14 protein-coding genes and 3 pseudogenes are annotated in these 23,001 nt (G+C 72.3%); 7 read left to right on the top strand and 10 right to left on the bottom strand.

Features of this window, described 5'->3' with window-relative positions:
- Positions 1-115: 115 nt before the first annotated feature.
- Both K9S39_RS33055 and K9S39_RS33050 read right to left on the bottom strand, forming a co-directional pair.
- A complete protein-coding gene (locus K9S39_RS33055) occupies positions 116-1,048 on the bottom strand; it encodes an IclR family transcriptional regulator domain-containing protein (RefSeq protein ID WP_248866991.1) in 933 nt (310 codons plus the stop codon).
- 157 nt (positions 1,049-1,205) lie between these two features.
- Entirely contained in the window at positions 1,206-2,150 is a 945-nt protein-coding gene (locus tag K9S39_RS33050; RefSeq protein WP_248866990.1) for a quinone oxidoreductase family protein, read from the bottom strand.
- A gap of 721 nt (positions 2,151-2,871) precedes the next feature.
- Here K9S39_RS33050 and K9S39_RS33045 point away from each other — a divergent pair.
- Positions 2,872-4,479 carry an NAD(P)/FAD-dependent oxidoreductase gene (locus K9S39_RS33045; protein ID WP_248866989.1) on the top strand — a complete coding sequence of 536 codons (1,608 nt, stop codon included), beginning with the start codon at positions 2,872-2,874 and terminating at the stop codon, positions 4,477-4,479.
- 83 nt (positions 4,480-4,562) lie between these two features.
- Positions 4,563-4,799, top strand: a pseudogene (locus K9S39_RS33040) (RNA ligase family protein); the annotation flags it as partial.
- A gap of 33 nt (positions 4,800-4,832) precedes the next feature.
- On the opposite strand, the gene K9S39_RS33035 reads toward K9S39_RS33040, so the two are convergent.
- From K9S39_RS33035 to K9S39_RS33025, 3 genes are read right to left on the bottom strand one after another with little or no spacing between them, the layout of a single operon-like run.
- Complete coding sequence (locus K9S39_RS33035) at positions 4,833-6,761, bottom strand: helicase-associated domain-containing protein (RefSeq protein ID WP_248866988.1); 1,929 nt, start codon at positions 6,759-6,761, stop codon at positions 4,833-4,835.
- Positions 6,758-8,233, bottom strand: a complete 1,476-nt coding sequence (locus K9S39_RS33030) for an SWIM zinc finger family protein (RefSeq protein WP_248866987.1) — start codon at positions 8,231-8,233, stop codon at positions 6,758-6,760. Before K9S39_RS33030 ends, K9S39_RS33035 begins: the two co-directional genes overlap by 4 nt.
- A complete protein-coding gene (locus K9S39_RS33025) occupies positions 8,230-11,076 on the bottom strand; it encodes a DEAD/DEAH box helicase (RefSeq protein ID WP_248866986.1) in 2,847 nt (948 codons plus the stop codon). The genes K9S39_RS33030 and K9S39_RS33025 overlap by 4 nt, the downstream gene beginning before the upstream one ends.
- A gap of 443 nt (positions 11,077-11,519) precedes the next feature.
- On the opposite strand from K9S39_RS33025, the pseudogene K9S39_RS33020 reads away from it, so the two are divergent.
- Positions 11,520-13,156, top strand: a pseudogene (locus K9S39_RS33020) (UvrD-helicase domain-containing protein).
- 45 nt (positions 13,157-13,201) lie between these two features.
- Positions 13,202-13,516, top strand: coding sequence for a DUF6343 family protein (locus tag K9S39_RS33015; protein WP_248866985.1), 315 nt, complete (start codon positions 13,202-13,204; stop codon positions 13,514-13,516).
- Positions 13,517-13,657: 141 nt separating this feature from the next.
- Here K9S39_RS33015 and K9S39_RS33010 read toward each other — a convergent pair whose 3' ends face one another.
- The 4 genes from K9S39_RS33010 to K9S39_RS32995 form a co-directional block, all read right to left on the bottom strand.
- Entirely contained in the window at positions 13,658-14,041 is a 384-nt protein-coding gene (locus K9S39_RS33010) for a tetratricopeptide repeat protein (RefSeq protein WP_248866984.1), read from the bottom strand.
- 181 nt (positions 14,042-14,222) lie between these two features.
- The gene (locus K9S39_RS33005; RefSeq protein ID WP_248866983.1) at positions 14,223-14,603 is read right to left on the bottom strand and encodes a cupin domain-containing protein; all 381 of its coding nucleotides are present in this window, start codon (positions 14,601-14,603) and stop codon (positions 14,223-14,225) included.
- Positions 14,604-14,626: 23 nt separating this feature from the next.
- Positions 14,627-15,217, bottom strand: coding sequence for a dephospho-CoA kinase (gene coaE / locus K9S39_RS33000; RefSeq protein ID WP_248866982.1), 591 nt, complete (start codon positions 15,215-15,217; stop codon positions 14,627-14,629).
- 95 nt (positions 15,218-15,312) lie between these two features.
- Complete coding sequence (locus tag K9S39_RS32995; protein WP_248866981.1) at positions 15,313-16,260, bottom strand: PAC2 family protein; 948 nt, start codon at positions 16,258-16,260, stop codon at positions 15,313-15,315.
- 248 nt (positions 16,261-16,508) lie between these two features.
- Between K9S39_RS32995 and K9S39_RS32990 the strand changes: the two are divergent.
- A pseudogene (locus K9S39_RS32990) lies at positions 16,509-17,258 on the top strand (right-handed parallel beta-helix repeat-containing protein); the annotation flags it as partial.
- Between the two features lie 139 nt (positions 17,259-17,397).
- On the opposite strand, the gene rpsA reads toward K9S39_RS32990, so the two are convergent.
- Positions 17,398-18,915, bottom strand: coding sequence for a 30S ribosomal protein S1 (gene rpsA, locus K9S39_RS32985; protein WP_248866980.1), 1,518 nt, complete (start codon positions 18,913-18,915; stop codon positions 17,398-17,400).
- Between the two features lie 347 nt (positions 18,916-19,262).
- On the opposite strand from rpsA, the gene K9S39_RS32980 reads away from it, so the two are divergent.
- Together K9S39_RS32980 and K9S39_RS32975 are read left to right on the top strand one after the other, a co-directional pair.
- Positions 19,263-20,078: a class I SAM-dependent methyltransferase gene (locus K9S39_RS32980; RefSeq protein ID WP_248866979.1), complete on the top strand. Its 816-nt coding sequence runs from the start codon at positions 19,263-19,265 to the stop codon at positions 20,076-20,078.
- A gap of 54 nt (positions 20,079-20,132) precedes the next feature.
- On the top strand, positions 20,133-22,994 hold the full coding sequence (locus K9S39_RS32975; RefSeq protein ID WP_248866978.1) for an ATP-dependent RNA helicase: 2,862 nt from the start codon (positions 20,133-20,135) through the stop codon (positions 22,992-22,994).
- The last annotated feature ends 7 nt before the right edge of the window (positions 22,995-23,001 follow it).

Here is a 23,001-nt window from a genome sequence, read left to right as displayed (position 1 = left end):
TCGCCCTCCTCCTGGGCCGTCGCCAGATCGCGCGGGAGACCTCCAGGTCGCCTGCGATCGCCGCTTCGTCCCAGCGGGCCGATGGATGACCAGGCGGGAGTCCGGCCGCCGCGGCTCAGGGCTGGTCCGCGGCCGGCCGGGCCGCTCCGTAGCGGCTGAATTCGGCCGCCGCCTCCTTCGCCGCCTCGATGACGCCGTCCGGTACCACCGGCATCTCGGACTTGAGCTTGAGGAGCAGGACCGCGCCCATGATGGCGCCGTCCCACATGATGGGCGCCGCGCAGGAGTTCCATCCGGCCATGCACTCCTCGTAGCCCAGGGCATGGCCCAGGTCGCGGACCTCCTCAAGGGATCTGAGCAGGGCGTCGTTGTCCCGGAAGACGCCCGGTCCGGCCTGCTCGGGTACGGGCTCGGCCAGCACCCGTTGCTGGAGCACGTCGGGCAGATAGGCGAGGATCGTCCGCCCGGAAGCACCGGTCCGCAGGGAGCGCGTCACGGACAGCACATCGCGGGGCGTCATCCCCAGCTCCGCCAGGTCGGAGTCGCCGACGGCCATGTCGACGCACTGCCGTTGTGCGCCGGAGAACGGCGCCACCATGTAGAGGAAGGCCAGCCCGCCGTCGGTGGCCATCCGCAGTTCGCGGAGCACCGTCTGCGAGGTCGCGCCGTCGAGGCGGTGGTCGAGCGCGGTGAAGGCGAGCTGGGCCGCCGAGGTCCGCAGGCGGTAGAGGCCGCGGTCCACGCGTTCGAAGATGCGCTGGTAGATACCGGACTGCAGGATCCGGTAGACGACGGAGTCGTCCAGGCCGGTGAATTCAGCTATCTCACCAGGTCCGTGGGCAGATCCGCCGAGTTCGGCGAACGCCGTCTGGACGAGGAAGACCCGTTCGGCATGGCCGGATCCCGACGCCCGGGAGCCCGCGGCCGACGCGCTCCTGGGTGCCTGACGCGCCGTCTTGGAACGGCCCGTGGCCCTCCGCACCGTGCCGGTGGTGCCCGAAGCGGCGGCCGGAGCCGAGGATCCCGACGCTGTGGTGCTGTTGCCCATCGTGTGCTCTCTCCCCTGGCAGTGATCCGCGCCCGAAGGCGCACGGCAATTCCGGTGCGGACCGACGTACCCGTCGCCCGCGGCTTCCCCGGCGCCGGCCGGTGGACGGCCCCGGAGCGTGCCCCCCGGAACCGCGGTACCCTTACGGCCCCTTGCGTCACCGGGCGACGTCGAGGGCGAGTTTCCCGGTCGGGGTGCGGGCGGCCAGGTCGTGGTGCGCGCGGGCCGCCTCACCGAGGGCGTAGACGGCGCCGGTCAGCGGCTTGAGCGAGCCGTCGGCGACCGCGTCGAACAGGGCCCGCATGGAGGTCGGCAGCGCCGTACGGTCCGCGTAGAGCTGGGGCAGCCAGAAGCCCGAGACGGTGATGGACCGCTCCATCAGGTCCCGGGTCGGCACACTCGCCATCTCGCCGCCGGCGAAACCGTACACCGCCAGCCGGCCGCGCGGTGCGACGGCTGCGAGGGTCCGCTCGAAGGTGACGCCGCCGGTCATCTCCAGCGCCGCCTGGACGGGGCCGCCGGCCGCCTCCACGATGCGCTCGGTGAGGTCCTCCGCAGTCGAGTCGACCACCGCGTGGGCACCCAACTCCTCGGCCAGCTTGCGCTTTTCGGCGGAGCCGGCGAGGCCGATGACCTTCGCCCCGGCGCGCGCGGCGAGCTGGACGGCCAGCGAGCCGAGGCCACCGGCCGCGGCCGGGACGACGACGGTCTCGCCCGCGGAGACACGCAGCGACGTGAACAGCAGATGCCAGGCGCTGTTGCCCTGGAGCGCCAGCGCTACGGCCTGTTCGTCGCTGATGCCGTCGGGCACGTCCCAGGTGACCTTGCGGTGCAGCAGCGCCCGCTCGGCATAGCCGCCGCCGCGGGTCAGCCCGACGACGCGGCGTCCGCCGCCCACGGTCCCGACGACCTCGTTGCCGGGTATGTACGGCAGCTCCACGGGCGCGAGATAGGAGTCCCCCCGTACGTGCACATCCGCGTAGTTGATACCGGCCAGGGTCACATCGACCAGTGCGTGGGCGGCGCGGGGCTCTGGCTCGGGAACGTCCTCAGGCCGCAGCACGTCCGGGCCGCCGAATTCTCGCATCACGATCGCGCGCACGAATCTCCCTCTGGTTCTCACGTGTGGTGCCCGCACAGGGTAGGCAGGGTGTTCGACCGCCCGCCGAAACGCGATGATTTCGCGCCAACCCTACGGCCATTTGCGGGCTCCCCGTCCGCGCCTCACGAGAAATCCCCGGGGGCTTTCTCTCCTTGCGAGAAACCCTCGGAGCGTTTTCTCCCCATTGCAGCGTTTTACTTCGGATATACCCACCGGTATCCGGGCGGTGGCTCCCTCGCGCCCCTCGATCGATCACGGCTACCGGATGTGATCTGCGCCGCCTACGATCCCGAACAGGGTCCACCGTCGGCCGGATGAGACGGCCGCGTTCCCCGGGGCAGGGCAACTCCGCAACGGCGGATGCCCGCGCCCCCTGCCACCCGGTGACACAGGGCGGGTGGCGGAGAGCGCCGCCGTACGTATGGCGGGGCGGGACGGCCTGAGGGGGAATCATGAGGGAGAAAACGGGGGGCGGCAGGCCGGCAAGCGCGCCGGCCTGCCGGGACCCGCAACGGGCATTACCAGTTCCGTCAGCGCCGCTGCGCATCCTGCGGACCGCGGCATCCGTGCCCGTCGCATTCCGGGCCTCGCTCACGGCAGCGACCGGCACCATCATCGCCACCGTCCGCAGACGGTCCCGCCCGTATGCCGTACCCCTTCATCTGGACGCGCCGCACCCTCGCCCGGGAATCGCGCTCCACCGCCGAGAACGGGACTGCCCATGAACGCATCGAGCAGTACGAGCAACAGCGGCCTCCAGTTCACACACCCGCACCTCGCCGTGGTGCTGGGCGGCGGCTTCACAGGGATGCTCGCGGCCGCGGCGCTGGCCGAGCAGGCCGATGTCATCGTCGTCGAGCGGGACCGGCTGCCGCGGACGCCCGCTCTGCCCACGGACCTGCCGCAGGCCCGGCACGCCCATCTGCTGGCCACGGACGGCGCCCGGCTCGTCGAGGCCCTGCTGCCCGGCACGCTCGAACGCTGGGCGGCCGAGGGGGCCCGCCGCATCCCGCTGCCGTCGGGTCTGGTCGGTACGCCCCGACAGCGCCGGCTGCGCCGCGGCCGGGCGCAGCACCTGATCGCCTGCTCCCGCGATCTGCTCGACCGGGTCATCCGCCGGCAGGTGCCGGTCCTCCCCGGAGTGTCCGTCCTCGACGGCACCGACGCGGAGCAGCTGACGGGCACCGCGGAGCATGTCACCGGGGTGCGGGCCCGGGACACCGTCACCGGCGAAACGTATCGGCTGGATGCCGACCTCATCGTCGATGCCACCGGCCGGCACTCCACCACCCCTGCCCGGCTGACGGGACTGGGTCTGCCCGCCGTCCACGAAGAGGTCGCGGACGCCGGGGTCGTCTGCGCCACCCGTATCTTCCGTGCGCCTGTCGGCGCCGAGAACTGCCCGCCGATCACCGTCCGTTCGGATACCGGAAACACCGCTCCCGGGCGCTCGGTTCCCGGGCGGACGGCGACGCTGGTGCCCATCGAGGGCGGGCGCTGGCTGGTCACGCTCACCGGTGCCGGGAGCGACCGCCCGTCCGAACGTGCAGACCGGTTCGTGCCGTTCGCCCGGCGTTTACCGCACTCCGTCGTCGGTGAGCTCATCGCCGACGCCGAGCCGCTGAGCGAGGTACGGCTCTCCCGCGACACCGCCAACCGCCGGCGTCACTATGAGCTGTTGCGGTCCTGGCCCACCGGATTCGTGGCCCTGGGCGGGGCGGTGGCGGCGTTCAATCCCGACCACGGCCAGGGCCTGTCCCTCGCGGCCCATGGCGCCGCGGCACTGCGCGACGCGCTGCACCGGCACGGTATGGACGACCCGACGCTCGCCCACGGCCTGCAACGGAGCATCGGCCGCCTCGTCCAGGCGCCCTGGACGCTCGCCACCGGCACGGGCCTTCCCTCGCCCTCCCCCGGCACCATCAGGCCACGGCTCCCCTCGGCCTCCCGGCTGGTGCGCGACACCGCGCACCGCGTTCTGCACACCGCTACCCTCCGTCCCGCCGTCTGCCGCGGGTACGTCGACATCGCCACACCCGCCAGGCCGGCGGCCCGCTTCCTCCGCCACGCGTCCAACGGCTCGCCGGCTTCGGGCACATCGGCCTCATCCCCCTCCAAGGTGTCCGGCGCCTCAGCCCCGCCCTCGTCACCCACCGCCTCGGCGTCCACGCCCCTGGTACCCGCCCCTCAGCATCCACAGGGACCCTCCACGGCCTCGACTCCCCCCGCCGGCGAACCCGCCTCCCGGCGCCTCTCCCTCCGACTCGGCCTGGGGCCGACAGCGCTGAGGCGCATCGGCGGGGGCACCAGAAGGAAACCGGCAGACTGACGCGGACGCGCCCCAGGAGCTGCCTGCGGGCATCACCTTCCCTCGCGGAAAACGCTACGTGACGCCACTGACGACGCGACGGCGTGCTGGACGGGCGGCTTCCTTCTGGTGCCGATGCTGTTCAGCGGCCTGTTTGACGCGCGGCGGGTGATGGTGCCGGCCGAGGGCCGCGAGACACTGTCCGGGCGTGCGGTGCGCCTCCGGGAGGGTGTGGTCGTCCGTCCGCTGAGTGATCGCTACAGCTCCGTCGTGGGCGGGCCATCGCCAAGGTCGTCGGCGGCACGTACCTGACGCGTAAGGGCGGCACGGAGTACGAGTAGTCGGGCGCACAACGCCCCTTGGAGGCCTACGGGTCATGCTCGGCTGCTCTGCAGGTCCTCCTGGTCCTCCGGTGCGTGCCCCAGGAGGCGCTTCGCCAGGGTGAGCGGGGCGCCCGGGTCCCGGCTGGGGGTGGCGGCCTTGGTGCGATGTGCGGGGAGGCGTTCGACGGTCGTGGTGCCGGTGTCGGACTCCAGGGTGGGGGCGTAGCCCGCCGCGCGGAGGGCCTCCAGGGTGGTGGCCGGAGGGCGGCCGCTGACCAGGACGGTCGGGGCGATGGCCCGGAGCCCGAGGTCGCGCAGGGCTCGGTGCGCGGCGAGTTCGCCGATCAGGGCTTCGTCCTCGGAGCGGATGCAGCAGGCGGCGGGCAGGACGCGCATCCGGCCGTGGGTGCGGGCGGTGTCCCGGACGAGGTAGTCGAGTGGCTGCGGCAGGGTGCCGGTCGCCGAGGCCGCGGTGAGGTCGTCGAGGAGGGTGTCGGCGGTCCGGCCGGTGTCCAGGGCGCGCCGTACGGAGGCGGGGGTGAAGCGCCAGGTGACGGCGTGGCCTTCGGACTCGCGGTCGGCCGAGGAGGCGAGCAGCTCGGCGAGGGCGGCGGCGGGGCGCCCGGCGACGACGGCGGTCAAATCGGCCTGGAAGTGGGCCCGTTCGAGGGGCGGCGGGAGCAGAGCGCGGAGCGGTTCGCCGAGGGAGTGCGGGTCGGCGAGAAGCGCGTGGCCCAGGGGGGTGAGGGTGCCGTGGGCGGTCAGGCCGAGGTAGGCGGCTTCGTGCAGGGTGTGCGCGGCGCGGTCCTCGGCCATCGGCTGCCCGCCGAGGGCGAGGGGCCGGTGCCAGGCGGCTGTCCGCAGCAGCTCCGGCAAGGCGCCCTGCTCGTCGGCGGCTGCCGTAGGCGGGAGGGGCGTTCCGGCGCCGAGGGGGACGGCGGCCAGGGCGGCCAGGAGCGCGTACCGGAGGGCCGGGGCGTGCCGGTCGTGTCCGCGGACCAATGCGGTCGGGGTCTCCCCGAAGGGAGTGTGGGTGGGGACGGCCCAGAGGGCGGACCAGGCGGCGAGGACGGGGGCAAGGCGTTCGCCTGGTGGGCGGGTGAGCCAGTCGTCGTAGGCGTCGGTGGGGAGCGCGGTGACGCCGGCCGGGGTGCGGGTCAGCGCGATCAGGTCGGCGGCGAGGGTGAGGTCGAGAAGGAGCCGGGTGTGCGGTTCGGTGGTGCCGGCCGCTTTGGCCAGTCGTTTGATCTCGCGGATGGCCAGGCCGCCCGACTTGCGCAGCGCCGCGGGTCGCGTGGCCAGGGAGGCGAGGAGGCGTTCCACGGTGGCGGCGAGGGGCGCCACGGCGGCCCGGGATTCGTCGTACGGCGAGGTCGGGGCGAGCGTGGTCGCGGGGAGTCCGGGGCGGGCGGGGGATGCCGTGGCGTCGGGGGTGGGCTGCGGGGCGTGCGGGACGAAGGGACCGAGGTCGTGCGCGGCCAGGAGCTGCGGGGTGCGCGGCGGGACGACGATGCCGCCGTCCTCGGCCGGGGCGGCGAGTCCGTCCTCGTAGAGGGAGTCCAGGGCGCTCTCGGCGGCGGTACGCGCGGGGCCCGGTGCGGTGGCGCCGAGCGCGGCATGGACATCCTCGGGCGGGACGGGTTCGGTGGCCAGCTGCGGGAAGGACAGCCGGTGTGCCATCAGGGACTGGTAGTCGGCGCCCGCGGCGGGAGCGGGGGCCTCGCGCCCGGCGCGGTCCTGACTGATGCGCGCGGTGGCGGCGAGCACCTGGAGCCGGGGGTGGTCGAGGTGCAGCACCAGGTGGTGGAGGGTTTCGTACGACCACAAGGCACTGGCCAGGCCACGGAGTCGGGTGGGCGCGGGCCGGCGGGCGAGCGGCTCGGCATGCCGGGTGAGGAGTGCGGCGAGCTGCTCGGGGGTGCGCTGTGCGAGGGATCGGGTGAGTGTGTCGAGACCTTCCACGGCCTTGAGGTTAGTCATCGCGCGAGCAGGGTGGTGAGGGCGCCTACGGGGTCGGGGTCCGCCGGCCCGGTGGGCCACCAGTCCTCGGCACCGGGCTCGGATTCGTAGGGATACCAGCGGTTGTCGTGGCCGTAGCGGAGCTGGATGCCCCGGTCGGGGGCGGTGAGGTGATTGTGGCGCGGGCGCAGGGCCGGGAGGTCCGCGGCGAGGAGGGCGCCGCGGGCCCGGTCGAAGTCGCCGGCCGGGGGGTTCCAGGTGGATTCGAGGAGCGCGAGCCCTTCGGGTCCGCCCTGACGCCAGGCGGCGACGGCGCGGGCCACATCCGTGGGGGTGCGGCCCGTGGCCGCCGCGAGGTCGCGGAAGAGCGCTCGGGTGGTGGAGGTGAGACCGGCGGTGGGGTGAGCCGTGGCGGCCAGGCGGATGGCATCCCCCCATGGGGGCAGCGCCGGGAACGGGCTGGGGACGGACGGCCGTTCACCGCCGGAGGCGGGGCTTCCGGCAGCGGCCACGCAGGCGTGAGCGCGGGCCGCGGCGTCGGCGGCCAGGAATTCGAGGGCGGCCGGATCGAGAGGGAGGCCGCCGGCGTCCGGGAGGGCCGGCGGTCGCCCGGCCTGGCGGGGTGCGGGCAGGGGCGGCGGGAGCGGCGGACGGGGACGGTCTGCCAGGGCCTCACGAGCGAGGACGCCGTGGGACGTGGGCGTTGTCGGCGTGGCGTGCTCTCCCGGGGATGCTCCGGAAAGAGCGTCAGGGGCTTGTCCACCCGGGTGTCCGGTGGCCGCTCGGGCGGCCCCGGGTGCGGAGCCTGCGGCACCGGGCGACGGGGACACCAGCGCATGGCCACGGCTCTCGCGGGCGGTGTGGGTGGCGTTGCGGCGGGAGAGTTCGTCGAGAAGTTCGCGTTCGCCACGGCCGCGCATCAGCAGCAGGACGAACGGGTCCGCGTCCAGCAGACGGGCCACCTGGAAACAGAGCGCGGCGGCGTGCTTGCAGGGCCATCCGCTGTCGGGGCAGGAGCAGCGGGGCACGAGGTCGCCCGGCCCCGGGAGGAGGCGCACCTCTCCTTCGGCCAAGGCGTTGGGCAGCTTCTTGGCCAGGAGGGCGGTGAGCTGGGCGGGCTCTGCGGCGATGGCGTCGAGGAGACGGTCCCATTCCGCGTCGGTGAGGGGTGCGAGGCGGACTTCCGCGCTGTAGGGACGCGGCCTGCTGCCGCGTACGGTGGCGATGATGCGGCCCGGTGTGATGTTGATGGTGTCCACATGGCCGTCCCGGGCGTAGGCCCGGCCGCGGGCGAGCCGGGCGCTGTCCAGGGCCGTGGTCTCCAGGGCGTCCAGCCAGGCACTCCCCCACCAGGATGCGGCGAACAGACCTCGGGCACCGGTGCGGGGCGGCAGCGGCGGGAACGTACGGGAACGGTCCGCGCGGACCGACCGCTCCGCCGCGGCGGTGCGGCCGCCGGCGGCGTGACGGCCGGGCGTGCGGCGGGGGCTCATGCGGGCCTCCTCAGGGAGACGAGGTCTGCCAGCTCGGCGTCGGACAGTTCGGTGAGCGCGGCCTCACCGCCGGAGAGCACCGCGTCGGCCAGGGCCCTCTTGGCGGTGAGGAGTTGGGCGATGTTGTCCTCGACCGTGCCCTCGGCGACCAGGCGGTGGACCTGGACGGGCTGGGTCTGGCCGATGCGGTACGCACGGTCGGTGGCCTGCTCCTCCACCGCGGGATTCCACCAGCGGTCGTAGTGGATCACGTGGCCGGCGCGGGTGAGGTTGAGACCGGTGCCCGCCGCCTTGAGGGACAGCAGGAACACCGGGGCGTGCCCCGACTGGAAGCGGTCGACCATCCTCTCCCGTTCGGCTACGGGGGTCCCGCCGTGCAGGAGCTGGTTCGAAATGCCGCGGGTGGTGAGGTGCCGTTCGAGCAGCCGCGCCATCCCCACGTACTGCGTGAAGACCAAGGTGGCGCCGCCCTCGGCGAGGATGGTGTCCAGGAGTTCGTCGAGGAGTTCGAGCTTCCCCGAGCGGGCGGCCAGGCCGGGCGCGGCCTCCTTCAGATACTGCGCGGGGTGGTTGCAGATCTGCTTGAGGGCGGTGAGCAGCTTCATCACCAGGCCCCGGCGCGCGATGCCCTCGGCGCCCTCGATCCGGGAGAGCGTCTCGCGGACGACGGCCTGATACAGCGCGGCCTGTTCGCGGCCCAGTGCCACCGGGTGGTCGGTCTCCGTCTTGGGCGGGAGTTCGGGCGCGATACCGGGATCCGATTTCCTGCGGCGGAGGATGAACGGACGCACCAGTCTGGCCAGCCGCTGCGCCGCCTCCGGATCCGCGCCGCCCTCGACCTCGCGGGCGTGCAATGCGCGGAAGGTCTTGAGGGAACCGAGGAGCCCGGGAGTCGTCCAGTCGAGGAGGGCCCACAGCTCGGAGAGGTTGTTCTCCACGGGGGTACCGGTGAGGGCGATCCGCGCCGGCGCCGTGATACCGCGCAGCGCCTTGGCCGTGGAGGACCGCGGGTTCTTCACATGCTGTGCCTCATCGGCGACGACCCATGCCCAAGGCCGGCCGGCCAGTTGGGCGGCGCTGCTGCGCATCGTCCCGTAGGTGGTCAGGACGAAGCCGCCGTCCAGGCCGTCGAGGCTGCGGCCGGCGCCGTGGAAGCGCCGTACGGGCGTCCCGGGAGCGAAGCGTTCGATCTCGCGCTGCCAGTTGCCGAGGAGGGAGGCGGGGCAGACGACGAGGACGGGGGCGGTGGGCCGCCGATGGAGGTAGAGCGCGATGACGGTGACGGTCTTGCCGAGGCCCATGTCGTCGGCGAGGCAGCCGCCGAGGCCGATCGAGGTCATGGTGTCGAGCCAGGTCATGCCCCGTAGTTGGTAGTCGCGGAGGGTCGCCCGCAGTCCGGGCGGCTGGGGCAGCGGGCCGGCTTCGGTGGTCAGGCGTCCGCGCAGCGCGGCGAGGGCGCCCAGGGGCACCACCTCGACCTCTTCGCCGTCCACGTCCGTGGTGCCGGTGAGGGTCGCGGCGAGTGCGTCGACCGGGTCCAGATAGCCCAGTTCGCGTTTACGGGCCTTGCGTACGAGCGCGGGATCGACCAGTACCCACTGGTCGCGCAGCCGGACCACGGGGCGGTGCGACTCGGCGAGGGCGTCCATTTCCGCTTCGGTCAGCGGTGTGCCGTCCATCGCCACCTGCCAGCGGAATTGCAGGAGTTCCCTGGTGTCGAAGAAGCCGAAGCCGTCCGCTGCCGACCCCGGTGCGGGGCGCAGCACCGCCGCGGCCGTCAGACCGCGGGCGAGCTCCTTGGGCCAGTGCACGGCCACGCCGGCGGCGCCCAGTCGTGGCGCGGCCGCGCCCAGCAGCTCGTACAACTCGTCCTCGCTGAGCGGCAGTACGTCGGGGACGGGCCGCTCCAGGACGCGGCCGAGCGGGGCCCAGACGCGGGCGGCGCGGCGCAGCGCGAGAAGGGTGTCGACGCGGGACCGCGGGCCGAAGCCATCGGGGGCTACGCCCTCCCACAGTTGGCGGGCGTCGGTGACCAGGGTGGGGTCGGTGAGGCTGTGCACCTGCAGGACGGCGGCCGCCGCACTGCGCTCCTGCCCGCCGCCGTCCGCGGCGATGTCGCGTGTGGCGTCGAAGAGCCGGTGCGGTGAGAGGTCGAGGCGCAACGACAGCCGGACCCCCGCGTCGACGCCGGCCGCGACCTCGGCGGCCCATTGCCGGGCGCGGGGCAGATGTTGCGGTGCTGTCGCGGCAAACGGGGCACCGACCACGAGCTCGGCGGCGGGGGTTCGCGGCAGTGCGTCGACGACCGCGTCCACGAAGAGCCGCACCAGGGACGCCGGGTCAGGCAGCCGGAGCGGGCGGCTCCCGGGGAGCGGCACCGCGTATGCCTCTGCGGGCATGGCGGCGGCGATGGCCCGGAGGTGCGCGACGTCCTCCGGGTCCAGGGGACCGGCGCGCCAGGCGTCGGTGTCGTCGGCGGTCAGCCCCGGCAGCAGCCTTCCGCGCGCGGCGAGGTGCAAGGCGTGCAAGGCGGCCGCACCCCAGCAGGCCGCGGCTGGGTGAGCGTGCGGATCGTGCCGGGCGCGGACCAGCAGCGGTACGGCCTCTGCCGGCGGGAGCAGCGCGGCGGGGACCGTGCGGTGGCGTGCGCCGTTTCCATGGCGACGGGCGACGGTCAGCTGTGCCGGCTCGGCGGCCGGCTCCTGATCTCCCGTTCCCCCTCCGTGCCGAACACCCGGAAGCGGGCCACCATCGGGCCGCCAGAACGCGAGCTTCCCGGCACGCGGCAGCTGGGCGGGCAGGAAGACCACGGCACATCGGGCCGCCTCCCACCAGCTATCCATGCCGTCCCCTCGCGATTGATCCTTCGGTCTTCGATCCCTCGGAGGCCGATCCCCCCGCGCCGATGCCGGCGCCTGCCGGGTCTGCCCGGTCTGCCGGGCCCGGCTCCGTCTCGCGGCGCCGACCTGCGAGTCTACGGTCGCACTGCGATCTGGTTCCCCATCCCCACGCGATGCCCATGCCGTCCGTTCCCCCTGTCGATGCGGCCGTCTGCGGCGGTCCCGCCGCAGCGACCCTGCGTGAGTCCGATGGAAGCAGACGGCACTGACAATTCCTCCCCCGCGCAGGCCGGCATCGGTCGACGACGGCACGTTCGGCCACCTCAAAAGGGTTGGACCGGAGTTATCCACAGGCCGCGAATCACCACTCGACATCACTCCGAGATCCGTTACAGTGAGTAATAACATCACGCTCAGTAACTGCCCAGTGTCGTTGAGGAGTTCCCATGCACACCCCCACAGCCGAGCAGGCCGCCGCGGCCGACGCCTTTCGGGCCCGCTCGCATCTCGTGATCCAGGCCGGTGCCGGCACAGGCAAGACGACAAGCCTCGCGATGCTCGCGCACGAAGCGCGGCGGCAGGGCCGACTCGGCCGCTACATCGCCTTCAACAGAGCCATCGCGCGCGACGCCGCCCGCGTCCTCCCCTCCGAAGTGACCTGCGGAACCGCCCACTCCCTCGCCTACACCGCGGTCGGCAGAAGGTACGCGGCGCGGATGAACGCCCCTCGCCAAGCGGGCTGGAGAACAGGCGCCGCCCTGGGCATCGACGACGGGATGTCCGTACACATCGGCACACGCAAGGTCAACAACAAGGCACTCTCCTACACGGCCCTGCGCACAGTCACGCGATTCTGTCAGTCGGCCGACAAAGAGATCGCGCGCCACCACGTCCCGCCTTTACGGGGAGCCGAATCAGAGTCCCAGCACGATCAACTCGCCGGCCTCGTCCTCCCCTACGCACGCAAAGCCTGGGCCGATCTGCAACACCCGGACCATGGCGTCGTGCGCTTTGAACACGACCACTACCTCGAGATGTGGGCCCTGCGAGATCCAGTCATCCCCGGGGACTTCCTGCTCCTGGACGAAGCCCAGGACACCAACCCCGTGATCGAGCAGGTCTTCACGGCGCAGCGCGACCACGCCCAGCTGGTGCTCGTCGGGGACTCGGCCCAGGCGATCTACGGCTGGCGCGGCGCGCGCGACGTCATGACCGGATTCGACGGCCGACAGCTCAGCCTCTCCCGCTCCTTCCGCTTCGGACCCACGCTCGCGGCCGAGGCCAACCGCTGGCTGACGATCGTCGGCGCACCGATCCGGCTCACCGGATCGCCGTTGCTGGCCACGGAGTTGACCACGCTCCGCGAGCCACAGGCGATCCTCTGCCGATCGAACGTCGGGGCGATGGTGGAGGTGATACGGCAGCTGGAGGCGGGCCGCCGCGTCGCGCTCGCGGGCGGTGGCGAGGCACTGAGCGCGCTGGCGCGGGCCGCTCATGACCTTGAGACCGGACGCCGCACCTCCCACCCCGAGCTGATGCTCTTCGAGACCTGGGCGGAACTGCGCGAGTACGCGGAATGTGACCCGGCCGGCCGCGACCTGCTGCCACTGGTGGAACTCGTCGACGAGCACGGCACGGAAGCGCTGCTCCGCGCCCTGTCCCGGCTGACGTCCGAGGAAGCGGCCGAGGTGACGGTCTCCACAGCCCATCGGGCCAAGGGAAGGGAGTGGGCGAGCGTGCGCGTCGCGGACGATTTCACCGGCCCCGAAGATCTCGACGAACACGGCGAGGACGGCGCGCCGCTCCCCGGGCCCATCGATATCGACGAGGCGCGCTTGGCGTATGTAGCGGTGACACGCGCCGGAAACGACTCGACATCGGAGGACTGTCGTGGATCAACACACACCCGGCGGGCGACCCCCGCCCCGCCGACGAGCAGCCCGAGCAGGCCAAGGAAGCCAAGCAGCAGACCAACGCATGCGATCGCGATCGCGGAGACGGCAGCGCGGGGACCAGGACCGACCGCCGGAGCAGCGCACCGCCCGTTACGGCGAGTGCTCGATCGACGCGGAGGGACAGGTGACGGCCCCACCGAACGGGAGGATGCTGGGGGTGGAGATGGTTGCCGATGCGTACGGGAGATGAACCCCTTCACGCACGCAGCCCGCTGAGGATGCGCTGTGGGCTGGCGCTGTTCGGGCTGTTTTGGGCCATCCTCGGAACAGCCGCCTTTGTGATGGCAGGCCGGCCGGAATGGGCAGCGGCGTGCGCCGCCCTGGCGGCGGTGGCAGTCGCCGACCTGGCCATGGTGATTCGGCACATGCACCAAGGAGCGCACTACCAGCCGGGCAGGGAGATACCCCCCTACGAGCCCGACCTGGGCCGGAACGACGCCTTCCGCAGACGCGCCACAGGCTACGGGCAAAGGAGAAGAGCGCCCTAGGGGCCTAGGGACGGGGACATCTGAGTCGGGGGAGATCGGCCGCATGGGGAAGACGGCGCCGGCATCGCGGGCATCGCACGACCGGCTGGATGGGAAGACTGGCTGGATGCGGGAGGCCGGCAGGATCCGATCGGTCAGCCATCAGCTCTCCCCGGTTCCCGTGTCGCGGACGAAGCGGGCGGCTTCGAGGAAATCCGGGCGTGGCTCCAGGGCGGCGGCGAGACGGAAGTGACGCCGTGCCTCCTCGGGGCGGTTGGCGCGCTCCAGAGTGCGGCCGAGCGCGAAATGCGCGAAGGCGTTGTCCGGCTCGCGTTCCAGCACGAGCTGGAACTCAAGCTCCGCAGAGCGGAGTTGAGCGGCATGGAAGAAGGCACGGGCGCGCAGCAGCCGGGCCGCGGTGTTCTCGGGATATGCCGTGATGACCGGGTCGAGAAGCCTGATCGCGCCCCGTGGGTCGCGGCCTGCCAGCAGATGCTCCGCGGCTCGGAAGTCGATGACATGGGTCTCGGGGGTGCGCTCGGGCACGGCCGTCTCCTCTCCCTCTCCGTCGGGGCAGCATCGGCCGCCCGCCATACGGCGTCACGTGCGGCACAACAATCCCGCCAGACACCGCATTCCCCCCCGGCGACAGGGTCAACCCCGACGCGCTGTGGGCAGCAGCCGAACACGACGCCGACAACGCCCGTTCACCGCCTGCCGCCTGCCCCTACACGCTGATGTGGTACGCCTTGCGCAACGTCTCGTGCACGGTCCACCGCGTGCGGTCGCCCTCGCGCAGGACGCAGGCGTCGCCGGGCCCCACCTCCAGCACCGGGCCGCCCTCGACCTCGATCGTGGCGCGGCCGCTGACGACCACGAACAGCTCGTCGGCCTCGGTGTCCGTCACCACGCCGGGCGTGATCTGCCAGATGCCGCGGATCTGGCGGCCGTCCGGAGATTCCGACAGCACCTTGCCCGTCACCACCGGCTCCCCGGAGACGATCTGTTCGGGGTCCAGGGGCTCCGGCTCCAGCTCCGCGTCGGCGATGCCGGGGACGTTGACGACGAAGGACGCGGGGGCCTCGGAGTCGAGATCGGTAGCGCTCATGACGGCGAGGCTACCGTCCGCCCTCACGCGCCCCGCAGACGCTCCCACACCGCGCGGACCTGAGGTTCCAGCGCCGCCAGCGGCCCGTCGTTGTCGATGACGATGTCCGCGACCGCCAGCCGCTGTTCGCGGGTCGCCTGCGCCGCCATCCGTGCCTTCGCCTCGTCCTGCGTCATTCCGCGCAGCCGTACCAGCCGGTCCAGCTGGGTCTCCGGTGCGACGTCGACGACGATGACCAGGTCGTAGAGCGGTGCCAGGCCGTTCTCCGCCAGCAGTGGCACATCGTGTACCACCACCGCGTCGGGCCCTGCCGATGCCTCCAGTTCGGCCGAGCGTGCGCCGACCAGCGGATGCACGATCGCGTTGAGCGCCTTGAGCTTCTCCGGGTCGGCGAAGACGATCCCGCCGAGTTTCGGCCGGTCCAGGCTGCCGTCCGGGGTGAGGACGCCGTCCCCGAACTCCTCCACCACAGCCGCCAGTCCGGGCGTGCCCGGCGCGACGACCTCGCGCGCGAGGCGGTCCGCGTCCACGATCACCGCGCCGTACGACGCCAGCAACCGCGAGACCTCACTCTTGCCCGCGCCGATTCCGCCGGTCAGCCCCACCTTCACCATGGGCCCACGCTATACGGTCCGCAGAACGCCGGCCTCAGCCGCATCACCGAACACGGCCTCAGCCACCTCATCGTCCCGGCAACACCGGACTCAGATCACGCCCCTCCCCCGTCCCCCTCCCGCTCCGCCAGGAAGCGTTCGAATTCCCTGCCGATCTCGTCGGCCGTGGGAAGTTCCATCGGCTCGGCCACGAGGTTCCCCCTGGTCTCGGCCCCCGCCACCGCGTCGTACTGGTGTTCCAGCCCGCTGACCAGGGCGACCAACTCCTCGTCACCCTCCGAGATCTGCCGTTCGATCTCCTCCTGCGTCCGCAGCGCCTCCGTACGCAGCGCATGTGCCGCGCCGGGCAGCACCAGGCCGGTCGCGGCCGTCACGGCTTCCAGGACCGTGAGCGCGGCATCCGGGTACGCGGACCGGGCGATGTAGTGCGGCACATGCGCCGCCACGCCCAGGACGTCATGTCCCGCCTCGGCCAGCCGGAACTCGATCAGCGCCTCCGCGCTGCCGGGGACCTGCGCCTCGTCGAAGAAGCTGGTGTGGCCGGGCATCAGATCGGTGCGGTTGCCGTGCGGGGTGATGCCCACGGGGCGGGTGTGCGGGACGCCCATCGGAATGCCGTGGAAGCTGACCGAGAGCCGCACGCCGAGCCGCTCCACCATCTGCCGCACCGCGGCCGCGAAACGCTCCCATTCCACATCCGGCTCGGGGCCGGACAGCAGCAGGAACGGCGCCCCCGTCGCGTCCTCGACGAGTCGCAGCGTGATACCGGGCGTCTCATATGTGGTCCAGCGGTGGTTCTCGAAGGTGAGCAGCGGGCGGCGGGCCCGGTAGTCGATCAGCCGGTCGTGGTCGAAGCGGGCGATGACACGGTGCGTCAGGCCGCCCAGCAGCCGTTCCACGATCTGGTCGCCGGTCTCTCCGGCGTCGATATAGCCGTCGAAGTGGTACAGCAACACCAGCCCGGCGGAGTCCCTGGCCGCGATGGCCTCCACCGCCGCGAGCCCGCTCGGCTCCCATTCGTACAACCCGTGGGGATCCAACACAGTGACCGCTCCTCCTCATGTCCGTGTGCAAGAACGCCCAGCGCCGCCCCCGCATTCCCGAGCAGTCCTTACGGTCCTGCAGTGCCGCCTTCCGGCGCCTGCCGCGGAGTCGAGATCACGCCACGTTTCGCAGCGGCCGCCCATTCGCCTTACGAGACGCCCGGACGCCCCCCGTCCCCAGGCCGCACACCCCACGCCGGCTGCGCACCGGCCCCCTCCTGACCGTGTCGGCCGCCGCGTCACTGGCAACCCGCACCGGCTGGTCGAAGGCCGAACCCATCGCGAGCGGCGGCTATGGACTGCACCTCAACGGCGCCTCGTACTGGCCCGTCACTCGTACTGGACCGTCAAAGGGATCACCGTCACCGGCGGCCAGAAGGGCATCATGATGGATGCCTCCAACGGTGTCGTCATCGACTCCGTCACCGTCCATGACCTGGATATGGAGGGCGTGCACTTCCGTAAGTCCGGCAAGGACGGCGTCATCGAGAACTCCACCATCCGTGATACCGGCAAGGACGGAAGCGGCATGGGCGAGGGGGTGTACGTCGGCAGCGCGGGCGGCACCGACGACAAGAGCGACAACGTCCAGATCCTCGACAACACCATCGGCCCCGGTGTCGGCGGCGAGAACATCGACATCCAGGAAAGCACGACCCGCGCGAGGATCAGCGCAACACCTTTGACGGCAGCGGGCTGACCGGAGCCGACTTCGACGACTCCTGGGGCGATGTCAAAGGCAACGACGTCGTCGTCGAGAACAACACCGGCAGCCACACCACCAACAACGGCTACGAGACCCACAGCCAGCAGCGGGTTGGGGCTGCGGAGCGGTCTTCCGTGGCAACAAGTCCGACCTGAGCGACGCGACGGGCTCCGACCGCTACGGCTTCAACATCACCCATTACGACGCGTCGGACTGCCCGGTCACCATCGGCGGCGACAACACCGTCACCGGCGGCCGCGGCACCGCCAACCCGGGCGTCCCGGTGGGCTGACCCCCGGTACACCGGCCGCCGCCCGGGAGTCGAGCGGCGACACCACCGACGCCCGGCCACCCACACACAGCGAAGACCCGTCCCCCAAGAGGGGGGACGGGCCTTCGCCTATCGGCTAGTGCCTAGCGGTGTGAGCGTTTCAGCTCTGGCCGCCGGCCAGCTTCTCGCGGAGCGCGGCCAGGGCCTCGTCCGACGCCAGGGCGCCGGAGTTGTCCGCCGTCTCCGAGGAGTACGAGCCGCCGGAGGCGTTGCCGCCACCGGTGTTGCCGCCACTGGCCGGCGCGGGAGCCGCGGCGCCCTCGGCCGCGGCCTGCTCGTCGGCCTCGCGGGACTTGATGACCTGGGCCTGGTGCTGCTCGAAGCGCTGCTGCGCCTCGGCGTACTGCTGCTCCCACGCCTCGCGCTGGGCCTCGTAGCCCGGCAGCCAGTCGTTGGTCTCCGGGTCGAAGCCCTCGGGGTAGATGTAGTTGCCCTGGTCGTCGTAGGACGCGGCCATGCCGTACAGGGTCGGGTCGAACTCGACCTCCTCCGGGTGGGCACCGAAGGACTCGTTGGCCTGCTTCAGGGACAGCGAGATCCGGCGACGCTCCAGGTCGATGTCGATGACCTTGACGAAGATCTCGTCGTTGACCTGGACGACCTGCTCCGGGATCTCGACGTGGCGCTCGGCCAGCTCGGAGATGTGGACCAGGCCCTCGATGCCCTCGTCGACGCGGACGAACGCACCGAACGGAACGAGCTTGGTGACCTTACCCGGGACGACCTGACCGATCTGGTGGGTCCGGGCGAACTGCTGCCACGGGTCTTCCTGGGTCGCCTTGAGCGACAGGGACACGCGCTCGCGGTCCATGTCGACGTCCAGGACCTCGACCGTGACCTCCTGGCCGACCTCGACGACCTCGGAGGGGTGGTCGATGTGCTTCCAGGACAGCTCGGAGACGTGGACGAGACCGTCGACGCCGCCCAGGTCCACGAAGGCACCGAAGTTGACGATGGAGGAGACGACGCCGGAGCGCACCTGGCCCTTCTGGAGGGTGGTGAGGAAGGTCTGGCGGACCTCGCTCTGGGTCTGCTCCAGCCAGGCACGGCGGGACAGGACCACGTTGTTGCGGTTCTTGTCCAGCTCGATGATCTTGGCCTCAAGCTCCTTGCCCACGTAGGGCTGGAGGTCGCGGACGCGGCGCATCTCGACCAGGGAGGCCGGGAGGAAGCCGCGGAGGCCGATGTCGAGGATGAGACCACCCTTGACGACCTCGATGACGGTACCGGTGACGATCCCGTCCTCTTCCTTGATCTTCTCGATCGTGCCCCAGGCACGCTCGTACTGAGCGCGCTTCTTGGACAGGATGAGGCGGCCTTCCTTGTCCTCCTTCTGGAGGACCAGGGCCTCGATCTCGTCGCCGACGGCAACGACCTCGTTGGGGTCGACGTCGTGCTTGATCGAGAGCTCGCGGCTCGGGATCACACCTTCGGTCTTGTAACCGATGTCGAGCAGGACCTCGTCCCGGTCGACCTTCACGATGACGCCGTCGACGATGTCGCCGTCGTTGAAGTACTTGATCGTCTCGTCGATCGCGGCGAGGAAGGCTTCCTCGTTACCGATGTCGTTGACCGCAACCTGCGGGGTGGTGGCGGTGGTCTCGGTGCTGCTCGTCATGTGGGAAAGGGCTCCGGTACGGACATTGAAGTCGTAGGTACTGCTACGCCGAGAGCCCGTATCGCAGCTGATGAAGCCGGACAGCCAAGGAAGCGCCAACCCGAGAGGAAAGGCACCCGAGAACCGAGGGGACATACAACAGATGCGAGCGCGGCCTGCTCCGTCCGAGGCGCGCAAGCCCGCAGCGCAACTTGTAGCATACGGGGGCAGCCGGACACGGTCAATGCGCGAACGCGCACACCCGGGACAGAACGCCCCATAACCGGCACACGCGATGTTCCACGAGGCCAAACCGCCTCACAGTCCCCGCAGCGACAAGCACAGCGAAGGCTACGACGACGGGCGCGATGAACCAAGACTACGAACCGGAGGCGACCCGTCGTGGTGCCTCGGACGCCGAGAGCAGCCGGGCCAGTCGCGGCTGGTGGGACCGCAACGCGGACGAGTACCAGAGCGAGCACGGCGCCTTCCTGGGGGACGACCGTTTCATCTGGGGCCCCGAGGGACTGGACGAGGCGGAGGCCGGGCTGCTGGGGCCCGTGGCGGAGCTGAAGGGGCGGCGCGTCCTGGAGATCGGCGCCGGCGCGGCGCAGTGTTCCCGCTGGCTGGCGGCCCAGGGTGCCCTCCCGGTGGCGCTCGATATCTCCCACCGGCAGCTGCAGCACGCGCTGCGCATCGCCGACGGGACGGACGGGGACGCCGAGCTGGTGGAGGCGGACGCGGGGGCACTGCCGTTCCGGGACGGCTGCTTCGACCTCGCCTGCTCCGCGTACGGCGCGATTCCGTTCGTCGCGGATCCGGTGCGGGTGCTGCGCGAGGTACGCAGGGTGCTGCGGCCGGGCGGCCGGTTCGTCTTCTCCGTCACCCACCCCGTCCGCTGGGCCTTCCCCGATGAGCCCGGTCCCGAGGGCCTGTCGGTGGCCGCCTCCTACTTCGACCGCACACCGTATGTCGAGCAGGACGAGACCGGGCGGGCGGTGTACGTGGAGCACCACCGGACGATGGGCGACCGGGTGCGGGACGTGGTGGCCGCCGGGTTCCGGCTGGCGGACCTCGTCGAACCGGAGTGGCCGGACTGGAACACGCAGGAGTGGGGCAGCTGGTCGCCGCTGCGCGGTCATCTGATCCCGGGGACAGCGATCTTTGTGTGCGTGGCCGACTGACGGCGGGCACGGGCGGCCGACGGCACTGTCAGACCCGGCCGTCAGACTGATGACGTGACCCGCCACGACATCCGCCACGCCATCCGTCGCGACGTCCTCGATCAGCTGACCGTTCGTACCGCGCTGCCCGCGCTGCGTGCCGCCCTTGACGGGCCCGACGGCCCCGGCACCGCCGTGCTCTGCGCGCCGCCGGGCACCGGCAAGACGACCCTGGTGCCCCTGGAGCTCGCGGGCCTGACGGGCGCGGGGCCGGTGCGGCGGGTGCTCGTCGCCGAGCCGCGCCGGATCGCGGCGCGGGCCGCGGCACGGCGGATGGCCTGGCTGCTGGGCGAGAAGGTCGGAAAAGGAGCGACGCGAGGGGGGTCCCCCGGGACGGAGTCTGGGGGAGTTTCCGGCCGGGGTGGTGGTCGGGCGACGGGTGGGCAGGTGGGGTTCACGGTGCGCGGGGAGCGGCGGGCCGGACCCCGTACGGCCGTGGAAGTGGTGACCACCGGGGTGCTGCTGCAGCGGCTGCAGCGGGATCCGGAGCTGGCCGGTGTCGATGTGGTGGTGCTCGACGAATGCCACGAGCGGCATCTGGACGCCGATACCTGCGCGGCCTTCCTGCTGGACGTACGGGAGACGCTGCGGCCGGAGCTGCGGCTGGTGGCGGCGTCGGCGACGACTGACGCCGAGGGGTGGGCCCGGCTGCTGGGCGGTGCGGAGGGGCCCGCGCCGGTGGTCGAGGCGGCGGGCGTGTCGCATTCCGTGGGCGTGGTGTGGGCGCCTCCGGAGCGGCCGGTGCGACCGGCGCACGGGATGCGGGTCGATCCGGCGCTGCTGGCGCATGTCGCGGGCGTGGTGCGGCGCGCGCTGCGGGAGCGGTCGGGGGATGTGCTGTGTTTCCTGCCCGGGGTCGGGGAGATCGGGCGCGTGGCCGGGGAGCTGGCCGGGGTGGATGCCGAGGTGCTGCAGGTGCACGGTCGCGCGCCGGCCGAGGTGCAGGACGCCGTGTTGGGCGGCGGCAATGGCGGGCGGCGGGTGGTGCTCGCCACGTCGATCGCGGAGTCGAGCCTGACCGTGCCGGGTGTGCGTGTGGTGGTGGACAGCGGGCTGGCGCGGGTGCCGCGGATGGACCATGCGCGTGGGCTGAGCGCGCTCACGACGGTACGGGCTTCGCGGGCGGCGGCGCGTCAGCGGGCCGGGCGGGCCGGGCGCGAGGCACCGGGTGTGGTCTATCGCTGCTGGTCAGAAGGGGAGGACGGGCGGCTGCCGCGCTTCCCCGACCCGGAGATCAAGGTCGCGGACCTGACGGCGTTCGCGCTTCAGGCGGCGTGCTGGGGGGATCCGGCGGCGACCGGGCTGGCCCTGCTGGACACACCACCGGCGGGAGCGCTTGCGGCGGCGCGGGATGTGCTGAAGGCGGTCGGCGCGGTGGACGCGGAAGGCCGGGCGACGGAGCGCGGCGTACGGATGGCGCGGCTCGGCCTGCATCCGCGGCTGGCCCGCGCGCTGCTGGACGGCGCGCGCGAGGTCGGTGTGCGGCGGGCGGCGGAGGTGGTGGCCCTGCTGAGCGAGGAGCCGCCGCGCGCGTACGGGGATGATCTGGCGGATGCGTGGCGTACGGCGCGGCGTGGTGGTGACGCGTACGCCGTCAGGTGGCGGCAGGAGGCGCGGCGGTTGTCGTCGGCGGTCGGTGCGTCGGGGGCCGGTGGAGGCCTGGATGTCGAGGTTTCGGAGGCCGGTCGGGGCTCGGGCGTCGAGGTTTCGGGATCGGGCGAGGGCGCGGACGGCGATGCTTCCAGGGCGGGCCAGAGCGCAGACGTTCAGGCTCCGGGGGCAGGCGAGGAGCCCGGGTCGGGGGGTGCCTGGGGCAGTCGGGGCCCGAGCGACGACGTTGTCGCCGGGCTCATCGCCGCGCTTGCGTTTCCGGAGCGGGTGGCGCGGGCGCGCGGGGCCGGGAGTTACCTCATGGCCTCCGGGACGAGAGCCGAGTTGGCCGGGACTGGGCACGGTCCGGGGGTGGGCACCGGATGGGGGCGCCGGCCAAGCCCTCCAGGCACTGGGGACGGTTCGCGCCTGCGGGATGCGGTATGGCTGGCCGTCGCGGTGGCCGACCGGCCGGTGGCGGCGGCGTCCGCACGGGTGCGGCTCGCGGCGGTGATCGACGAGGAGACGGCGTGTGCCGCGGCACGGGCGCTGTGTTCCTCGGGCGAGGAGGTCGGCTGGTCCGACGGGGAGGTGGTGGCCAGGAGCGTGACCCGGCTGGGGGCGATCGAGCTGGCGGCCCGTCCGCTCACGGCGCCGGATCCCGGTCTGTTGCGGGAGGCGGTGGTGTCCGGGCTGCGGCAGGAGGGCCTGGGGCTGCTGCGGTGGTCGGCGGGCGCGCCGGCGTTGCGGCAGCGGATGGCCTTTCTGCACCGGGAGTTGGGTGCGCCATGGCCCGATGTGTCGGATGCGGCGCTTGTGGAGCGCGTCGAGGAGTGGCTGGGGGTGGAGCTCGGGCAGGTGCGACGGCGCGGCGATCTGGCGCGGATCGACGCGGGGCAGGCGCTGACCCGTCTGCTGCCGTGGGCGACCGGTGACGCGGCGCGTCTTGACGAGCTGGCGCCGGAGCGTATCGAGGTGCCCAGTGGTTCGCGGGTGCGCGTGGACTACAGCGGTGAGCAGCCGGTGCTGGCCGTCAAGCTGCAGGAGATGTTCGGCCGGCAGGAGTCGCCGCGGGTGGCGGACGGGCGGGTGCCCGTCCTCGTGCACCTGCTGTCCCCCGCCGGGCACCCGGCGGCCGTCACGGCCGATCTCGCGTCGTTCTGGCGGGACGGATACCGGTCCGTGCGTGCGGAGTTGCGCGGCCGCTACCCCAAGCACCCCTGGCCGGAGAACCCTTCGATGGCCGAGCCGACACGTCACACAACGGCCCGGCTCAAACGGGGCTGACGTCCGG

This window comes from Streptomyces halobius (genome assembly GCF_023277745.1).
Lineage (GTDB): Bacteria > Actinomycetota > Actinomycetes > Streptomycetales > Streptomycetaceae > Streptomyces > Streptomyces halobius.
The sequence above is the reverse complement of the archived record's forward strand: the minus strand, read 5'-3'. Positions and strand labels throughout refer to the sequence as shown.

Bases quoted from the DNA above. Each gene is read 5' to 3' on its own strand.
- K9S39_RS33015 (WP_248866985.1), top strand. From the start codon at position 13,202: ATGCGTACGGGAGATGAACCCCTTCACGCACGCAGCCCGCTGAGGATG.
- K9S39_RS33025 (WP_248866986.1), bottom strand. From the start codon at position 11,076: ATGGATAGCTGGTGGGAGGCGGCCCGATGTGCCGTGGTCTTCCTGCCC.
- K9S39_RS33030 (WP_248866987.1), bottom strand. From the start codon at position 8,233: ATGAGCCCCCGCCGCACGCCCGGCCGTCACGCCGCCGGCGGCCGCACC.
- K9S39_RS33045 (WP_248866989.1), top strand. From the start codon at position 2,872: ATGAACGCATCGAGCAGTACGAGCAACAGCGGCCTCCAGTTCACACAC.
- K9S39_RS33005 (WP_248866983.1), bottom strand. From the start codon at position 14,603: ATGAGCGCTACCGATCTCGACTCCGAGGCCCCCGCGTCCTTCGTCGTC.
- K9S39_RS33035 (WP_248866988.1), bottom strand. From the start codon at position 6,761: ATGACTAACCTCAAGGCCGTGGAAGGTCTCGACACACTCACCCGATCC.
- K9S39_RS33055 (WP_248866991.1), bottom strand. From the start codon at position 1,048: ATGGGCAACAGCACCACAGCGTCGGGATCCTCGGCTCCGGCCGCCGCT.
- coaE (WP_248866982.1), bottom strand. From the start codon at position 15,217: ATGGTGAAGGTGGGGCTGACCGGCGGAATCGGCGCGGGCAAGAGTGAG.
- K9S39_RS32980 (WP_248866979.1), top strand. From the start codon at position 19,263: ATGAACCAAGACTACGAACCGGAGGCGACCCGTCGTGGTGCCTCGGAC.
- rpsA (WP_248866980.1), bottom strand. From the start codon at position 18,915: ATGACGAGCAGCACCGAGACCACCGCCACCACCCCGCAGGTTGCGGTC.